Genomic DNA, 15,249 nt, shown 5'->3' with positions numbered 1-15,249 from the left:
GCTCACGTCCTCGCGATGTGATCGACGTCATATGGGGCGCGGGACGGCTCGATCACGGTCACGCCGGCGGCGCGCATTTCCGCGCGCGCCTTCTCGCCGCCCTCGCGCGTCACCGGCCGCGTGGCTTCGCGCAGCACATGAGTCTCGAAGCCGAGACGCGCGGCGTCGATGGCGCTGCATTTCACGCAGAAATCTTCGGCGAGCCCCACGATGAAAATGCGATCTATGGCGCGCCGGCGCAGCTCCTCCGCGAGGCTGGTGCCGTCGAAATCGGAATATTGCTCGCGCTCCGCACGCTTGGCCTTGGAGACGAAAAAAGCGCCCGGCGGCAGGCGCAGCTCAGGGTGAAACTCCGCGCCTCTGGTGCCGCGCACGCAATGCTGCGGCCATTCGCCGCCCTGCGCGGCAAAGCTCACATGGTCGGGCGGATGCCAGTCGCGCGAGACGATGATCTGCGTTCCGGAGCGGCGCGCCTCGTCGATGACCTCATTGACGACCGGGAGAATCTCCTCGGCCTTCGGAACAGCGAGCTTGCCGCCAGAAAAAAAGTCGAGCTGAAGATCGACGATCAGCAGAGCGTCGGTCGAGCGCAGCCCTATCTTCTTTCGCATCATCGCGACCCCCTCCAATGAAGCCGCCTCATGTCCTCGCCGCAAGACCGAGCGCCATCCGATCGCCTCGCCCAGGAGCTGCAGCGCCAGCTCGCGCGCGCGCCCGTCGGCGTCGATGTCGTAGAGACACATATGTCTCGCCTGTTCCTCGCGGGAGACCGCGTCTATAAATTGAAGAAGCCCGTGCGCTTCGCCTTCCTGGATTTTTCGACGCCGCGCGCGCGTGAGGCCGATTGTCGCGCAGAGCTTCGGCTCAATCGTCGTCTCGCGCCGAATGTCTATCTCGATGTGGTTCCGGTCACGCTCGCCGATGGACGATTGTCGATCGGCGGCGCAGGCGAGACCGTCGATTGGCTGGTCGAGATGAAGCGCCTGCCGGCCGAGCTGATGCTCGATCGTCTGCTCGTGAGCGGCGCCGTCGACACGCATCGGATCGAGGCGCTCGCAACGCGCCTCGCGATCTTCTACGCCGGCGCTGAACGCTCGACGATTTCCGCGTCGGATTATGTCGCGCGCTTCTCGCGCGAGCAGGCGGAAAATCGACGCATCGTCACGCTGCGCGATTTCGCGCTCGATCATTGCGACGCCATCTCTCTGCTCGATCGCGTCGATCGCCTGCTGGCGGAGCAGGCGCCGGCGCTGGAGGCGCGCGTGCGCGAAGGGCGCATCGTCGATGGACACGGCGATCTGCGGCCCGAGCACATCTGCTTTTGCGAGCCGCTGGCGATTTTCGATTGTCTCGAGTTCAATGAAGAATTGCGGCAGGTCGATCCTTTCGACGAGCTGGCCTTTCTCGATCTCGAATGCGCTCTGCTCGGCGCGCCGCAGATCGGCGCGGCCATTGTCGAGGCCACGGCGCTGCGTCTGCCGGCTCCGCCGCCGCCCGCGCTCTTCGCGCTCTACGGCGCTTGCCGTGCGCTGCTGCGCGTTCGCCTCTCGCTCGCTCATCTGCTCGATCCCGCGCCGCGTCACAAGGACAAATGGGAGCCGCTCGCGCGCCGCTATCTCGCGCTCGCGCGTGAGCGCCTCACGCGCATCGGGTGAGATGCGGCTGTCTCGCGCGGGGGGCCTTGCGCGTGAGAGACGCCTCCACCTCGCGCTCAAATTCGGCGAGGCTCACGCTGATCGTCACCGGATAGGGATTGGCGCAGGGCGAAAGGCCGCGGGCGTCGGACGGCAGCGCCGCCATCGCCGCGCGCGCATGCTCGCGAATGTCGGCAAGGCTCGGATGCGGCTTCACCAGCTCGCCGTCGCGCATCACCGGCTCGAGCAATGGAACGCCGGAGTAGCGTTCGTCCTCGCGCGCGATGACGTCGCGCAGCGCGACGCCATCGTGGAATTGGCGGAAGATCTGCTTGCGGCCCGGCAGATTGCGCTTGCCGGGCGACAGCTTCATGCGCCCCTCGCCGGCGAATTCCTCGAGCTTATAGGCGATATCGAGCGCCGGCGCGTCGGTGGACGCCGCCATTTCCGTGCCGACGCCGAATGCGTCGATCGGCGCATGCGAGGCGGCGAGCTTGTCGATGAGCGTTTCGTCGAGTCCGCCGCTCGCGACGATCTCGACGCGCGTGAGCCCGCCTTCGTCCAATATGCGCCGCGCCTGCCGCGACAGCGCATCGAGGTCGCCGGAGTCGAGCCTTATCGCATGCACGTCGAAATCGGCGCCCATTTCCTGCGCCAGCGCGACGACTCTGCGCACGCCTTCCAGCGTATCAAAGGTGTCGACCAGCAGCGTCGCGCCGGGAAAGATGCGCGCATAGGCCTCGAAGGCGGCGGCCTCCGAAGGGCATGCCTCGATGAAGCTGTGCGCCATGGTTCCGGCAACGGCGATGTCATGCGCTCTGCCCGCGGCGAGATCGGAGGTGGCGGCGACGCCGGCGATATGAAAAGCGCGCGCGCCTTTCACCGCCGCGTCGAAGCCTTGCGCGCGGCGCGCGCCGAAATCGACGATGGCGCGTCCGCGCGCGGCGAAGACCACGCGCGCCGCCTTGGAGGCGAGCATCGTCTGCAGGCCGATCTGATTGAGGATCAGCGTCTCGACGATCTGCGCCTCGCCGATCGGCGCCGTCACTTCGAGAATGGGCTCATTGGCGAAGAAGGGCGTGCCCTCCGGCAGCGCGCGAATGTCGCCGGTGAAGCGAAATCGCGCGAGCCAGTCGAGAAACTCGCGCCCAAAGCCGAGCGAGGAGAGATAGCGCAAATCGTCTTCCGAAAAGCGCAGCTCCTGCAGCTCTCTCAGCACATCGGCGAGGCCGCAGGCGAGCAGGAAATTGCGCGCCGGCGGCAGGCGTCGGACGAAGAGGCCGAATGTGGCGCGGCGTTCCGCCATGCCGAGCTCGAAATAGGCGCGGAGCATGGCGATCTCATAGAGATCGACGAAGAGAGCATTTGCGGTCATGGGGCGCCTTTCGGACCAGTGTCGAGCAATTCGTCTATGGAGCCGCCGCTATGGAGACGCGTGATCGCCTCGGCGAGCAGCGGCGCGACGCCGAGCGTCACCAGGCGCCCGCGCAAGCGTTGCGCGACAGCTTCGTTCAGCGCGACCGTGTCGGTGACGACGATCTCCTCGATCGGCGCTTCGCGCAGCGCGTTCTCGGCGTCGCGCGCGAAGAGTCCATGTGTCGCGGCGAGGAAGATGCGCGTCGCGCCATTGGCCCGGCAGGCGCGCGCGGCGCGCGCCATCGTGCCGCCGCTGCTGATGAGATCGTCGAGAATGACGACCGCGCGGCCCGCCACGTCGCCGGCGAAAATCTCGCCGGCGATCTCGCCCATGCTGCGATGCTTGTCCATGAAGCCCTTCGCGACCGGATGCGCGAGGATGGTCTCGAGGCGCTGGCGGAACAGCTCGGCGCGCTTCTCGCCGCCGAGATCGGGCGAGACGATCGCCGCAGGCTCGGCGCCGAGCCGATGCGCGAAATAGCGCGCGAACAGCGCCTGCGCGTCGAGCGCGACCGTCTCTATGCGAAAGGCGTTCTGGAACGCCGCGATATTATGCGCGTCGATGGCGACGATGCGATCGGCGCCGATCGCCTCCAGCAATTGCGCGACATAGCGCGTGGCCACAGGGTCGAGCGGCTTGGTGCGGCGATCCTTGCGCGCATAGCAGAGATAGGGCGTGACGGCGGTGACGCGCGCGGCGCCGGCGTCGCGCAGCGCGCCGATGAAGAAGAGAAGGCGCAAGAGCTTGTCGGCGCCGCTGTCGCCCGTCTCGCCCTCGAGGCTCGAGAGGACATAGACATCCTTGTCGCGCACGCCGACGAGCGGCCGCGTCTTGCGCTCGTCATCCTCGAAGCGGCGCTCCTCATGCGGCGAGAGCGTGATCGCGAGCGTGCGCGCAACGCGCTCGCCGAGCGCGCGGCTGGAGCCGAGCGCGAACAGCACGATCGCCTCGTCTGTCGCCGGAGGCGGCGGCTCACGCGCCGGCGCCGGCGCTTCATAGCGCTGAATGTTCAAAGCGCCGAGCACGGCGCCGAGCGCGCCATCGGCGAGCGCGAGCGGCGCCGCGAGCAGCTCGACCCCGGCGCGGTCGCGGCCCTTCTCGACAAGCGTGAACTCCACGAGCGCGGGCTCGCCGATGCGCAAGGCTTCATCGAAGAGACGACGCAGGCGCACGGCGCCGCGACGGTTGGGCGCCTCGCTCAAGCGCGCGCCTTCCGCGACGGCGCCGAGCAGCAGCGCCACAGCCTTGGCGCCGATCACGATCTCATAATCGCGGGTATCCGGCACCGCGCGAAAGGCGAAGCCGCCATGGCGCAGATCGGCGACGACATCGGCGAAGGTCGGCGCGACGCCGCGGCGCGAGGCGCGCCAATGCTCGAGCGCGTGGCGCGTCTCGACGCCGATCGGCCGCGGCGCGAGATCGATGCGCTCGAAGAGACGCTTCAGATGAGGTTGCGTCTCGGCCAGCGTGGTCATTCGAGCCTCTCGCTTCGATCGCGCGGCGCCAATTTCTCGGCCAGCCATTCCGCCGCCAGCGCGGCGACCTGCTCCAGAGTTCCAGTCTCCTCGAACAAATGTGTCGCGCCTAGCACGACGTCGAGCCGTGCGTCGCGCAAGCGTCTCGCCGCGATGCGATTGAGATTAAGAACATCGAAATCGAGTCCGCCGACGATGAGCAAAGTGGGCGCGCGCACATGCTCGAGCGCATGGCTCGCGAGATCTGGACGTCCGCCGCGCGAGACGATCGCTTTCACCTTTTGCGGCCGTTCTACCGCCGCGACGAGAGCCGCGGCCGCGCCCGTGCTGGCGCCGAAGAGGCCGATCGGCAGCTCGCAGAGCAGAGGCTCGGCCGCTGCCCAATCGATCGCCTCGACGACGCGGCCGGCCAGCAAGGGAATGTCGAAGACATTGCGGCGGTCCTCGGCTTCTTCCTCGCTCAGCAAATCCATCAGCAATGTCGCGAGGCGCCGCTCGCGCAGCGCGGCCGCGACGAAGCGATTGTGCTGGCTGAAGCGCGAGGAGCCCGAGCCATGCGCGAAGATTATCGAGCCCTGCGCAGCTTCTGGAACTGCGAGCGAGCCGCCGAGCCGGCGCGGCCCGACGGCGACCTCGAATTCGGCGATCGGCGTCGTCATGATGCGCATCCTTCCGCCAGCGGCGACGAGACATCCTTCGCCACGCCCTATGTATCTATCGCGCCGCTCGCGCGAGCGGCGAAATTCGCGTCACTAGAACGGAGGCTCGGCCATGCAGACGACGCCGGAAATCGACTTTCAGGGCATGGAGGCCTCGCCGCAGGCGCAGGCGCGCATCGCGCATCAGATCGATGAGCTGGAGACGCGCTTCGGCCGCGTCACCGCTTGCCGCATCGTGGTCAAGGCGCCGAGCGCGCGTCATCACACGGGCGGGCAATATGAGATCAACATACGCCTCGCTCTGCCAGACGGGCGCGAGGCGATCGTCGAGCGCACGCCGCCGCAGGACGAGCGCTATCAGGATTTCGAGTTCGCGCTCAATGACGCTTTCAAGCGCGCGCGCCGGCGCCTGCAGGATCAGGTGCGGCGCCTCGAGGGACATGTGAAGCAGCACGCCGAGCCCGCGCTCGGCGTCGTGCGCCGGCTGATGCGCGAGGATGGCTATGGATTCTTAGAAAGCGCGGATGGACGTGAACTCTATTTTCACCGCAATAGCGTTGAAGGCGCGGGCTTCGATGCGCTCGAGCGTGGCGATCGCGTGCGCTATGTGCCTGAAGACGCGGAGGATGGCCCGCAGGCCAGCGCGGTGCGGCCGCTCGGCGAGCGCGCGCCGTCGTGAGCGCGCCCTCGCATCGCGGCGGCGGCCGACTATATCGAAGGCGTCGCGCATCCGCGCCGGAGCAGGCGAGCCATGCCGTTTCGAGATCGTGACGACGCAGGTCGCCGCCTCGCCGATGCGCTCGCCGCGCATGTCGGCGAAGTTTGCGTCGTCTATGCATTGCCGCGCGGCGGCGTTCCCGTCGCCGCGTATATCGCCGAGAGGCTGAAGGCGCCGCTCGATCTCGTGCTGGTGCGCAAGATCGGCGTTCCCTATCAGCCGGAGCTGGCCATGGGCGCGATCGCCAATGGCGGCGCGCCGATCATCGTGCGCAATGAGGATGTGATCGCCGCCGCGGAGGTGTCGGAAGCCGTCTTCGATTCCGTCTGCGCGCGTGAGCGCGCCGAGCTCGAGAGACGGCGCGGCGCCTATCTGCGCGGCCGGGCGCGGCCGGATGTCGCCGGCAAGCTCGCTGTCGTCGTCGACGACGGCGTCGCGACCGGCGCGACGACGCGCGCGGCGTTGCGCGCGGTTCGCGCGCTGCAGCCGCGCAGGCTCATTCTCGCCATTCCCGTCGCGCCCACCGATGCGCTCGTAGCGCTGCGCCACGAGGCCGATGCGATCGTCTGCCTCGAGGATTATCGAAGCTTCGGCGCGATCGGCTTCTTCTACGAGAATTTTCGCCAGATCGAGGATGAGGAGGTGATCGAGATTCTCGATCGCTTCTCGCCGCTCGCATGATCGGAGAGCCTGATGCGCGTCGGCGCGCCCAAGGAAATCAAAGACAATGAGTTTCGCGTCGCGCTGACCCCGGCGGGCGTCTACGAGCTCGTGCAGCGCGGGCATTTCGTCATGGTGGAGAGCGGCGCCGGCGTCGGCGCCGGCATTTCGGACGGCGATTTTCAGACGGCGGGCGCCGCGCTGACGGAAGGCCCGGAGGCGATTTTCGCCACGGCCGATCTCATCGTGAAGGTGAAGGAGCCGCTGGCGCAGGAGCGCGCGCGATTGCGGCCCGGACAGCTGCTGTTCGCCTATCTGCATCTCGCCGCCGATCGCGCGCAGGCGCTCGATCTCCTGCGCTCCGGCGCGATCTGCATCGCTTACGAGACCGTGACCTCGCCCTTCGGCGGCCTGCCGCTGCTGACGCCCATGTCGGAGATCGCTGGGCGGCTGGCGCCGCAGGCGGGCGCGCGCTGCCTCGAGAAGATCATGGGTGGGCGCGGCGTGCTGCTCTCCGGCGCGCCGGGCGCGCCGCCGGCGGAGACGCTGATTCTCGGCGCCGGGACCGTCGGAACGCAGGCGACGATGATCGCGCTGGGCATGGGCGCGAGCGTCATCGTCGCCGATCGCGGGGCCGAGCCGCTGCGGCGCCTCTCGGCGCGTTTCGGCAATGCGCCGCGCACCATATTCTCGACGCCGACGGCGATAGCGGAGCTGGTGCGGCGCGCCGATCTCGTCATAGGCGCGGCGCTGGTTCCCGGCGCGGCGGCGCCCAAGCTCGTCAGCCGCGGCATGGTCGCGGGCATGAAAGCCGGCGCCGTCATCGTCGATGTGGCGATCGATCAAGGCGGCTGCTGCGAGACATCGCGGCCGACGACGCACTCCGATCCCACCTATGTCGTCGATGGCGTCGTGCATTATTGCGTCACCAACATGCCGGGCGCCGTGCCGCGCACCTCCACATTCGCGCTCGCCAGCGCGACTCTGCCTTTCGTGCTCGCGCTCGCCGACAAAGGGATCGGCGCCTTGCGCGACGATCCGCATCTTTCCGCCGGCCTCACAGTGGCGCGCGGGGAGATCGTCAACGCCGCCGTCGCCGCGGCGCTCGGCCTCGCTGTCGCGCCGGCGGAGAAATTCACGACAGGAGCGTAATATGCGGCTGCTATCGCCCGCCTTCGCCCATGGGGAGGAGATACCGCGCAAATACACATGCGACGGCGCCAATGTCTCGCCGCCGCTGAGCTGGAGCGGCGCGCCCGCGCAGACCAAGAGCTTCGTGCTGCTCTGCGACGATCCAGACGCGCCGGCCGGCGTCTGGCGCCATTGGGCGGTCTATGATCTCTCGCGCGACGCCACAGGATTGCCGGAAGGCGCCGGGCGTCCAGGGCCGCAGCGCGGCTTCTCGCAGGGGATCAATGATTTCGATGGCTCCGGCTATGGCGGGCCATGTCCGCCGCCGCGCCATGGCCCGCATCGCTATCGTTTCCGGCTGCTCGCCTTGTCCACGGCCTCGCTGGCCGTTGCGCGCAAGGAGCCGAGCTGTCTCGAGGTGGAGCGCGCCGCCAATGAGGTCCTGCTCGAGGAGACGGCGCTGGTCGGCGCGTATCAGCGCTGAGCGCGCTCAGTCGGCGCGGCGCTCGGCGGCGGGAGCGGGCTCTTTCTTCTCCTTCTTCTCGCTTTTGGCCTCGCTGGGCGTGAAGATGCTGCGCACGCGCTGGCCGGGCTTCTCCACGACAGTCGCTTGGCCGGTCGATGTGTCATAGATGAGCTTGTCGCCCTTCACGACGCTGTCGCCCTGGGTGAGCGTCACATTGCCGAAGAGATAGACCTTGTTCTCGCTGCGGTCATAGCTGCCGCGATCGCCCGTGCCGATCTGATCCTTGGAGACCAGAGTCACCGGCCCTTCGGCGTCTATGTGGCGAACGCGGTCGCTGCCGCCATTGCTCTCCTGGCCCTGCTGCGGCTTGTCGAGCAGCAGGATGAGGCGCGAGGCCTTCAGCGTGGAAGGGCCGTTCACGACGACGACGCCGCCCGAATAGATGAGCTTCTGCTCCTTGTCGAAATAGTCGAGCTTGCCCGCGTCTATGTCGACCGGGTCCTTGGCGCCGGCGCCGGGGAGAATGCCGCCGGAGCGGCCTTTGGCGGCGAGCGGCGCTGCGGCCAGAAGCGCGGCCGTGAAGATGGGAATCACTTTCATCGTGATCATTTTGCTGGCGATCTTTTTCATTTGGCGATCATTTTCATGGAGACGATCCTTCCGCCGCGCCGGCGTCGTCGTCGCCGGGAAGCGTCGTATGCACTGCGCCGGAGAATGTCGCGCGTCGCTCGCTCTGCGAGAATTCGACCGATTGCGACGTCACCACCGATTTGTCCAGCGTCAGCCTGGTCGGACGGTCGGAGGTCACGATATTGCCGCGAAAATCGATCACCGCGGCTTCCGTGCGCAAATCATAATGCTTGCCGTCGAAGATGCGCGCGCCGCCGGAGAGATCGGCGCGGTCGCTCTTGGCGTCATAGAGGCCATGTTCCGCCGTCAGCACGACATTGGTCTCATTGTCGCTCTGTATATGCACCTCGAGCTGCTCCAGCTCGAACACATCGGGCTTGGCGATATCCTGAATGCCGGTGCGGGCGTGCAGCTCATAGGGGCGGCCGTCCTTGCGATAGCCGACGAGCTTGGGGCTTTCTATGGTGATGCGCGTGCCCTGCATGGCGATGCGCGAGAAGCGCAGATCGGCCGGCAGAAAGCGCAGAGAATGGAGCGCCACGCCCACGGCCACGGCGGCGACGATCGCGCCGCTGCCCCACAGCAGCCAGCGCCGCAGCCGGGCGACGCGCTGGGAATGGCGCCGCGCCTGCGGAATGGCGTCGCGTCTCGGCGCGATGATGGAGGCGAGCCGATCGCGTCTGTCGGTCGGCGACGAGGCGTCGTTCATTCTAATTCTGCCCGCCAATTCTGCGCGTCATCCTCGATCTGGGTTCCGGCCACGCTCAAAAACGCTCCGGCGCCGCCGCGAGATAACGCCGGCCGCATGGCGAATTCGAGGCGTCACTCATGCGAGAAAATATCGGTCTCCGGCCAGCCCGCGAGATCGAGCCGCGCGCGCGTCGGCAGAAACTCGAAGCAGCGGGCCGCGAAATCGGCGCGGCCCTCGCGCGCCAGCATGGTGTCGAGCTTCTCGCGCAGCGCGTGGAGATAGAGCACGTCCGAGGCCGCATAGGCGAGCTGCGCGTCCGAGAGCGTCGCCGCGCCCCAGTCGGAGGATTGCTGCTGCTTGGAGATTTCCACGCCGAGCAATTCGCGCACGAGATCCTTCAGCCCATGGCGATCCGTGTAGGTGCGGATGAGCTTGGAGGCGATCTTGGTGCAATAGACCGGCTCCGCCATCACGCCGAAGGTCTTCGCCAGAATGGCGATGTCGAAGCGCGCGAAATGGAAGAGCTTCAGCACCTTCGGATCGGCGAGCATGCGCGTCAGATTGGGCGCCGCGGTCTGGCCCGGCGCGATGCGCACCAGATCGGCGTCGCCATTGCCGCCGGAGAGCTGGACGAGGCAGAGCCGGTCGCGATGCGGATTGAGGCCGAGCGTTTCCGTGTCGATGGCGACGACGGGGCCGAGATCGGCGCCGTCCGGCAGGTCGCCCGTATGCAGGCGGATGGTCATGGGCTTTTGATTCGCTTTCTCGAGGGAGAGCGATCTTTAGCCGATTTCCGGGGGCTTTGTCGAAGCGGGGGGGGGGGCTCCGAGCCGTTATGGCGTGTTCCAATAGCCGAAGGGCCGCTTCGACAATTCAGAGTTGAAATAGCGCGGATCGCCCGAGACCTCGCGGCCGAGCCAGCCCGGGCGGTCGAAGCTCTCCTCCTCGGAGCCGAGCTCGATCTCGGCGATGATGAGCCCGTCATTTTCGCCCAGGAACACGTCCACGGTCCAGATATGGCCGCCGAACACTTCCTCATAGCGCGTCTTCTCGATCAGCGGCCGCTCGCACAGGCGATCGAGCATGATCTGCGCATCCTCGACGGGAACGGGATATTCGAATTCCGAGCGGGTGACGTTGGAGGTTCGGCCTTTGATCGTCAGAAAGGCGGCGCCGCCGGCGATGCGCACGCGCACCACGCGATCCTCGGCGCGCGAGAGATAGCCTTGGCGAAAGGCGACGCCGTCGTTGCGCGGCCGCCACAGCTCGCGCGTGACCAGAAACTTCCGCTCGATCTCGACGCCCATTCCTTCCTCCTCCTGCTTCAGATCGCCAGAGCGGCGGCGCGCTCGACGCCTTTGGGAAAATTCACATTGAGCCGCGGATCGGCGTCGAGCGCGGCGAGCGCCTCGGCGAGGCGACGCTCGTCCTCGCTCTCCAGCGCGACGCTCTCCATTGGCGCGGAGCCGATCTGCATCCGCACGAATTCCGCCGCGCAGCCGCGAAAGGAGAAGCGCAGCCGCGACTTTCGCACCGCGACGGCGCGCAACGCGGGGCAGGGCGCGACGATCTCCGCGAGAAAGCGCGCTTCGCCATAGGCGGCGCGATCGAGCCGGCTCAGCGGCAGCGGAAGCGCCAGGGCCGCGGCGGCGGCGGCGAGATCCTCCGCCGTCACCGGAAAGGGCGCCCGAAAGGCGGGCTCCCACAATTCCAGCCCATCGTCGACGCGCAGCAGACGCTTCACCTCGAGCGCCTCGTCGCGAATCTTCGCAGAATGCGGCGTCAGCGCGTTCAGCAGATAGGTCTCGTCGCTGCGGCGCGGCAGGCTCGTCGGCGAGCCGAGCCGGCTTTCCAGCGCCGCGAGATCGGCGCCGAAGATGCGCCATTCCCAACGTGGCGTCGCATTCGGCTGGAGCGCGTCCATGGGACCTCTCACTCTCACGGCGAGCGCCGCTGGCGCGCAGCCTACCGAGGCTTGCAATCGGCGTCGTGACGAATGACGCATCGACACGACATTTAGCGCGGCGGCGGCCGGAGAGGATGGCGCGATCGTTCGCTGTTCAGAAACACGGCGAATAAGATGGCGCAACATCGGCGTCCGAGATAGAGCACAGATGTGGCCTCGGCCCGATTCGTGGATCACTCGCGACGCATGAACGACATCACGCCGGATTCGGCTTTTCGACAGGCGCGCGCGCGCCATGAGGCGGGAGCGATCGACGAGGCCGCGGCGCTCTATCGCGGCGTTCTCGATCGCTGGCCGGAACATGCCGACAGCCTGCATCTTCTCGGCCTGCTGGAGGCGGAGCGCGGCGCGCCGGAGACGGGCCTCGCGCTGATCGCAGAGGCGATGGCGATAGCGCCTGGACAGGCCATCCATCACAACAGCCGCGCGCTCGCTCTGCGCGCGCTGGGGCGGCTCGAGGAGGCGGTCGTGGATTATCGCGCCGCGGTCGCGCTGCGGCCGGACTCCGGCGCGCTGCATTGCAATCTCGCCAGCGCGCTGATGGAGCTCGGCCATGGCGCCGACGCCGCCCGGCATTACGCCGAGGCCGCGCAATGCGCGCCGGATCAGGCCGTCATCTGGTACAATCTCGCCAATGCGCTGGCCGAGATCGGCCCCGCCGCGCAGGCGGAGGCGGCCTTTCTGCGCGCAATAGAACTCGAGCCGCGGCTCGTCGAGGCGCAAGGCAATTTCGGCCGCTGGCTGATGCGGCGCGGCCGCTGGAGCGAGGCCGCCGCGCGTCTTACCGTCGCCGTGCGTCTCGCGCCCGGCGACGCCAATTACTGGAACAATCTCGCCGTCGTGCTGCAGGAGCTCGGCCGCCATACCGAGGCGATCGTCTGCTATGAGAGCGCGCTGGCGCTGAAGCCCGATCTCTCCGACGCGCATTACAATCTCGGCTGTCTGCTGCATCTCGAGGGACGCACCGATGACGCGGTGGCGCGCCATCGCGCAGCCATCGCGGCCGATCCCGGCCACGGCGGCGCGCGCATTGCGCTGTGCATGGCGGAGCTGCCGATCCTCTATGGGACGCAGGAGGAGGTCGCCATTCGCCGCGCGCGCTATGCGCAGGCGCTCGCAGCGCTCGTTGCTTCCGCGCAGGATGCGGCGATCGCCGCCGCGCTCGCGCCGGCGATCTCCGCGACGCAGCCCTTTTTCCTTCCCTATCAGGGCGAGGACGATCGGCAATTGCAGTCGCTCTATGGCGAATTCGCCTGCCGCACGCTCGCGCAGGCGCATCCCGCCGCGCCGCTCGCGCCGCCGCCGGCGGCGGGCGAGCGCATTCGCGTTGGAATCGTCAGCGGCTTCTTCTGCCGCCATACCGTGTTCCGTCTTTTTCTCGAGAGCTGGATCGAGAAACTCGATCGCGCTCGTTTCGAGATCATCGGCTTTCATACCGGCAAGACTGAGGACGCCGAGACGATTCGCGCAGCGCAGGCCTGCGACCAATTTCCGCGCGAGCCTTCGACGCCGGAAGGTTGGCGCGAGGCCATTGTCGCCGCGGCGCCGCATGTTCTGCTCTATCCCGAGATCGGCATGGATCCCGTGTCGGGCTGGCTGGCGGCGCAGCGTCTCGCGCCCGTGCAATGCATGGCCTGGGGCCAGCCGGAGACGAGCGGCATGCCGACGATCGACCATTTTCTGTCGAGCGCGCTGATGGAGCCCGAAGGCGCCGAGCGTTTCTATACCGAGCGTCTCGCGCTTCTGCCCAATCTCGGCCTGCATTACAAGGCGGAGACGCTCGCGCTGCAAAAGCTCGATCGCTCGCTCTTCGACGCCGAGCCGCACGCGCCGATCTTCTTCTCGGGCCAAGCGCTCTACAAATATCTGCCCTGCTATGATTCCGTCTATCCGCGCATCGCCGCGGCGATCGGACCGTGCAAATTCCTCTTCATCGCCTTCGCCAAGAGCGAGGAGGTGACTGCGGTCTTCCGCGCGCGGATGCAGCGCGTCTTCGCCGCCGCGGGACTCTCCGCTGAAGATCATTGCGTGATTTTGCCGCAAATGCCGCAAGAGCTGTTCATCGCCACAGCGGCCGCGTCGGATGTCATTCTCGACACGCCCGGCTGGTCCGGCGGCCGCTCGACGCTCGATCTGCTCGGCGCCGATCGCCCGATCGTGAGCCTGCCGGGCGCGTTCATGCGCGGGCGCCATACCGCCGCGATTCTGCGCCGCATCGGCTGCGAGGAGACCATCGCCTCCTCGCTCGATCATTATGTCGAGATCGCCGTGCGGCTGGGGCGCGACCGCGCTTTTCGCGCCGGGCTCGCCGCCCGCGTCGCCGCCGAGAAGCGCAGAGCCTTCGAGGATATGGATTATATTCGCGCGCTCGAGGATTTTCTCGAGGCGGCCGTGCGCGGCGGCCGTTGAAGGACGGCGCCGGCCACGGCCGGTTTTCGCCGGCTCAGATCTTCTGGAGCGTTCGCTTTTTGGCGACGGCGACGACGCCGGTCGAGGCTTCGCGCGCCGGCGAGCGGCGACGCGGGGCAGGGGGCGTGAAAAGGAAGCTGCGCCCGCCGAGCACGCCGCGATAGGGCGCGCTCGCGTCGTAGCGCGTGAGATCGAAGCTGACGTAAGTGTTCGGCACGCCGACCGAGAGCACGGCCTCGTCATGGGCGATGACGTCGACCTCGAGCGCCTCGTCCGGTCGATCAGGGTCCAGAAGGTGAATGCGTCCTTTCATCTCATCCTTCTTTCTTCGTAGCGACGCTCGATGGAATGATCGATGCTCCAGACGATAGCGGCGTCGCCGAAGCCTGGCGGAATCGGCTGCGCTCTCATTTGGCGTGCTGCAATGACGGCTTCGAAAGTCATCGCCGATCGAAATATCTTCGCGCTCGCTCCAGCAGCGCAGAACGAGGTGGAAAATACGTGAGACTCGAAAAAAGTCAACAATGTTGAGTCGGCGAGCCGCAAATCCGATTGACCACCGGCGATGCGCGCATATTTTGCGCGCGTACGGGCGGGAAGGATTTCGAGATGCAGGCGAAGCGCAAAGAAAGCCGCGGCGGAGAGAAAACGCGCGAGCGCATTCTCCAGGCGGCGCTCGCGCGTTTCGGCTCGGCCTCCTATGAGGACGTCAAGCTTCGCGACATAGCGGCCGATGTCGGCGTGGATGTCGCGCTCGTCCACCGCGCCTTCGGCTCCAAGGAGCAGCTCTATGCGGCGGCGCTGACGGCCTCGCGGGCGAAGGAGCGGCCGGTCGTCTCGGAAGGGAGCAGCCTCAGCGCGCAATATGCCGAGGGCCTGTTCGGCGAGCGCGAGAATGAGACGCTGGAGATCGTCGTGCGCTCCATGACCAATCCGCAAGCGCGCGAAGTATTGCGTATGCGCAGCGGCCCGGAATTCATCGGCCCTATCGCCGCCACGCTCGAAGGGCCGGCGGCGCAGGAGCGCGCCATTCTCTTCAACGCCTGCCTCTTCGGAATCTCGATATTGCGCCAAGTCCTCGGCGAGGAGGCGCTCCAGGACGCCAATGCGGCGACCATGCGTCCCCTGATCGAGCGTGTGCTCGCCGCCTGCCTCGCGCCACAAGGCGCAGTCGAGGAAGTCGCGGCCGAGATAGCGAGCGCGCCTCCAGCGCTCGAAGCGCGCCGAGCCGAAGCTCGTCCTATAAAAAAGAAGGCGGCGCGAGGGGCGCCCGAACGTTCCGCTGCGCGCAAATAGCGGAGAGGCGCCTGCGACATGCGCGCCGATGGATAAGCTCGCGGCGGCGCCTATATTCCATCGGCGCGCCTCGTCTCTTTCGCGTATGCGCGCGGAC

General features: G+C 67.3%; 18 protein-coding genes. 7 read left to right on the top strand and 11 right to left on the bottom strand.

Going from position 1 to position 15,249, the window contains the following annotated elements:
• Positions 1-2: 2 nt before the first annotated feature.
• Positions 3-743 (bottom strand): nicotinamidase, encoded by a 741-nt coding sequence (locus K369_RS18015; protein WP_245278235.1) that lies wholly within the window; start codon positions 741-743, stop codon positions 3-5.
• On the opposite strand from K369_RS18015, the gene K369_RS18010 reads away from it, so the two are divergent.
• Positions 744-1,655 (top strand): hypothetical protein, encoded by a 912-nt coding sequence (locus tag K369_RS18010; RefSeq protein ID WP_245278234.1) that lies wholly within the window; start codon positions 744-746, stop codon positions 1,653-1,655. It begins immediately after the preceding gene.
• On the opposite strand, the gene K369_RS18005 is transcribed toward K369_RS18010, so the two are convergent.
• Genes K369_RS18005 through K369_RS17995 form a run of 3 tightly spaced genes read right to left on the bottom strand, consistent with a single transcriptional unit; the run spans position 1,639 to position 5,185 of the window.
• Positions 1,639-3,009, bottom strand: coding sequence for a nicotinate phosphoribosyltransferase (locus tag K369_RS18005; RefSeq protein ID WP_036292989.1), 1,371 nt, complete (start codon positions 3,007-3,009; stop codon positions 1,639-1,641). The two genes, K369_RS18010 and K369_RS18005, sit on opposite strands and share 17 nt — an antisense overlap.
• Positions 3,006-4,526 (bottom strand): ribose-phosphate pyrophosphokinase, encoded by a 1,521-nt coding sequence (locus tag K369_RS18000; RefSeq protein ID WP_084570719.1) that lies wholly within the window; start codon positions 4,524-4,526, stop codon positions 3,006-3,008. Before K369_RS18000 ends, K369_RS18005 begins: the two co-directional genes overlap by 4 nt.
• Positions 4,523-5,185, bottom strand: a complete 663-nt coding sequence (locus tag K369_RS17995) for a dienelactone hydrolase family protein (protein ID WP_036295709.1) — start codon at positions 5,183-5,185, stop codon at positions 4,523-4,525. The genes K369_RS18000 and K369_RS17995 overlap by 4 nt, the downstream gene beginning before the upstream one ends.
• Before the next feature lie 112 nt (positions 5,186-5,297).
• Here K369_RS17995 and K369_RS17990 point away from each other — a divergent pair, with 112 nt between their 5' ends.
• The 4 genes from K369_RS17990 to K369_RS17975 all read left to right on the top strand — a co-directional run bounded on the left by K369_RS17990 (position 5,298) and on the right by K369_RS17975 (position 8,178).
• Complete coding sequence (locus K369_RS17990; RefSeq protein WP_036292986.1) at positions 5,298-5,864, top strand: HPF/RaiA family ribosome-associated protein; 567 nt, start codon at positions 5,298-5,300, stop codon at positions 5,862-5,864.
• 72 nt (positions 5,865-5,936) lie between these two features.
• Positions 5,937-6,584, top strand: coding sequence for a phosphoribosyltransferase (locus K369_RS17985; protein WP_036292983.1), 648 nt, complete (start codon positions 5,937-5,939; stop codon positions 6,582-6,584).
• Between the two features lie 12 nt (positions 6,585-6,596).
• On the top strand, positions 6,597-7,715 hold the full coding sequence (gene ald, locus K369_RS17980) for an alanine dehydrogenase (RefSeq protein WP_036292980.1): 1,119 nt from the start codon (positions 6,597-6,599) through the stop codon (positions 7,713-7,715).
• A 1-nt stretch (position 7,716) separates the two neighbouring features.
• Entirely contained in the window at positions 7,717-8,178 is a 462-nt protein-coding gene (locus K369_RS17975) for a YbhB/YbcL family Raf kinase inhibitor-like protein (protein ID WP_036292977.1), read from the top strand.
• Positions 8,179-8,184: 6 nt separating this feature from the next.
• On the opposite strand, the gene K369_RS17970 is transcribed toward K369_RS17975, so the two are convergent.
• From K369_RS17970 to K369_RS17950, 5 genes are all read right to left on the bottom strand, one after another.
• Positions 8,185-8,760: an LptA/OstA family protein gene (locus tag K369_RS17970; protein ID WP_051949543.1), complete on the bottom strand. Its 576-nt coding sequence runs from the start codon at positions 8,758-8,760 to the stop codon at positions 8,185-8,187.
• A gap of 43 nt (positions 8,761-8,803) precedes the next feature.
• The gene (gene lptC / locus K369_RS17965; RefSeq protein WP_036292974.1) at positions 8,804-9,499 is read right to left on the bottom strand and encodes an LPS export ABC transporter periplasmic protein LptC; all 696 of its coding nucleotides are present in this window, start codon (positions 9,497-9,499) and stop codon (positions 8,804-8,806) included.
• A 113-nt stretch (positions 9,500-9,612) separates the two neighbouring features.
• Positions 9,613-10,227, bottom strand: a complete 615-nt coding sequence (locus tag K369_RS17960) for a ribonuclease D (protein ID WP_036292971.1) — start codon at positions 10,225-10,227, stop codon at positions 9,613-9,615.
• A gap of 87 nt (positions 10,228-10,314) precedes the next feature.
• Positions 10,315-10,788, bottom strand: a complete 474-nt coding sequence (locus K369_RS17955) for a CYTH domain-containing protein (RefSeq protein ID WP_036292969.1) — start codon at positions 10,786-10,788, stop codon at positions 10,315-10,317.
• Positions 10,789-10,805: 17 nt separating this feature from the next.
• Positions 10,806-11,405, bottom strand: coding sequence for a hypothetical protein (locus K369_RS17950; protein ID WP_036292968.1), 600 nt, complete (start codon positions 11,403-11,405; stop codon positions 10,806-10,808).
• Between the two features lie 228 nt (positions 11,406-11,633).
• Between K369_RS17950 and K369_RS17945 the strand changes: the two genes are divergently transcribed.
• Positions 11,634-13,856, top strand: coding sequence for a tetratricopeptide repeat protein (locus K369_RS17945; protein ID WP_036292965.1), 2,223 nt, complete (start codon positions 11,634-11,636; stop codon positions 13,854-13,856).
• Between the two features lie 34 nt (positions 13,857-13,890).
• On the opposite strand, the gene K369_RS17940 is transcribed toward K369_RS17945, so the two are convergent.
• Together K369_RS17940 and K369_RS27760 are read right to left on the bottom strand one after the other, a co-directional pair.
• Positions 13,891-14,169 (bottom strand): hypothetical protein, encoded by a 279-nt coding sequence (locus tag K369_RS17940; RefSeq protein ID WP_051949370.1) that lies wholly within the window; start codon positions 14,167-14,169, stop codon positions 13,891-13,893.
• Positions 14,166-14,618, bottom strand: a complete 453-nt coding sequence (locus tag K369_RS27760; protein WP_245278233.1) for a hypothetical protein — start codon at positions 14,616-14,618, stop codon at positions 14,166-14,168. The genes K369_RS17940 and K369_RS27760 overlap by 4 nt, the downstream gene beginning before the upstream one ends.
• Here K369_RS27760 and K369_RS17935 point away from each other — a divergent pair.
• Positions 14,517-15,152: a TetR family transcriptional regulator gene (locus K369_RS17935; protein WP_371033327.1), complete on the top strand. Its 636-nt coding sequence runs from the start codon at positions 14,517-14,519 to the stop codon at positions 15,150-15,152. The genes K369_RS27760 and K369_RS17935 overlap by 102 nt on opposite strands.
• Positions 15,153-15,249: the final 97 nt, after the last annotated feature.

It is taken from the genome of Methylosinus sp. PW1 (assembly GCF_000745215.1).
Lineage (GTDB): Bacteria > Pseudomonadota > Alphaproteobacteria > Rhizobiales > Beijerinckiaceae > Methylosinus.
Note: the sequence above shows the minus strand (reverse complement) of the source record. Positions and strands in the feature narration are given on the sequence as shown.

What these genes read in the sequence shown, in the direction of transcription:
- K369_RS18015 (WP_245278235.1), bottom strand. Translation starts at nt 743, where the DNA reads ATGTGTCTCTACGACATCGACGCCGACGGGCGCGCGCGCGAGCTGGCG.
- K369_RS18010 (WP_245278234.1), top strand. Translation starts at nt 744, where the DNA reads ATGTCTCGCCTGTTCCTCGCGGGAGACCGCGTCTATAAATTGAAGAAG.
- K369_RS18005 (WP_036292989.1), bottom strand. Translation starts at nt 3,009, where the DNA reads ATGACCGCAAATGCTCTCTTCGTCGATCTCTATGAGATCGCCATGCTC.
- K369_RS18000 (WP_084570719.1), bottom strand. Translation starts at nt 4,526, where the DNA reads ATGACCACGCTGGCCGAGACGCAACCTCATCTGAAGCGTCTCTTCGAG.
- K369_RS17995 (WP_036295709.1), bottom strand. Translation starts at nt 5,185, where the DNA reads ATGACGACGCCGATCGCCGAATTCGAGGTCGCCGTCGGGCCGCGCCGG.
- K369_RS17990 (WP_036292986.1), top strand. Translation starts at nt 5,298, where the DNA reads ATGCAGACGACGCCGGAAATCGACTTTCAGGGCATGGAGGCCTCGCCG.
- K369_RS17985 (WP_036292983.1), top strand. Translation starts at nt 5,937, where the DNA reads ATGCCGTTTCGAGATCGTGACGACGCAGGTCGCCGCCTCGCCGATGCG.
- ald (WP_036292980.1), top strand. Translation starts at nt 6,597, where the DNA reads ATGCGCGTCGGCGCGCCCAAGGAAATCAAAGACAATGAGTTTCGCGTC.
- K369_RS17975 (WP_036292977.1), top strand. Translation starts at nt 7,717, where the DNA reads ATGCGGCTGCTATCGCCCGCCTTCGCCCATGGGGAGGAGATACCGCGC.
- K369_RS17970 (WP_051949543.1), bottom strand. Translation starts at nt 8,760, where the DNA reads ATGAAAGTGATTCCCATCTTCACGGCCGCGCTTCTGGCCGCAGCGCCG.
- lptC (WP_036292974.1), bottom strand. Translation starts at nt 9,499, where the DNA reads ATGAACGACGCCTCGTCGCCGACCGACAGACGCGATCGGCTCGCCTCC.
- K369_RS17960 (WP_036292971.1), bottom strand. Translation starts at nt 10,227, where the DNA reads ATGACCATCCGCCTGCATACGGGCGACCTGCCGGACGGCGCCGATCTC.
- K369_RS17955 (WP_036292969.1), bottom strand. Translation starts at nt 10,788, where the DNA reads ATGGGCGTCGAGATCGAGCGGAAGTTTCTGGTCACGCGCGAGCTGTGG.
- K369_RS17950 (WP_036292968.1), bottom strand. Translation starts at nt 11,405, where the DNA reads ATGGACGCGCTCCAGCCGAATGCGACGCCACGTTGGGAATGGCGCATC.
- K369_RS17945 (WP_036292965.1), top strand. Translation starts at nt 11,634, where the DNA reads ATGAACGACATCACGCCGGATTCGGCTTTTCGACAGGCGCGCGCGCGC.
- K369_RS17940 (WP_051949370.1), bottom strand. Translation starts at nt 14,169, where the DNA reads ATGAAAGGACGCATTCACCTTCTGGACCCTGATCGACCGGACGAGGCG.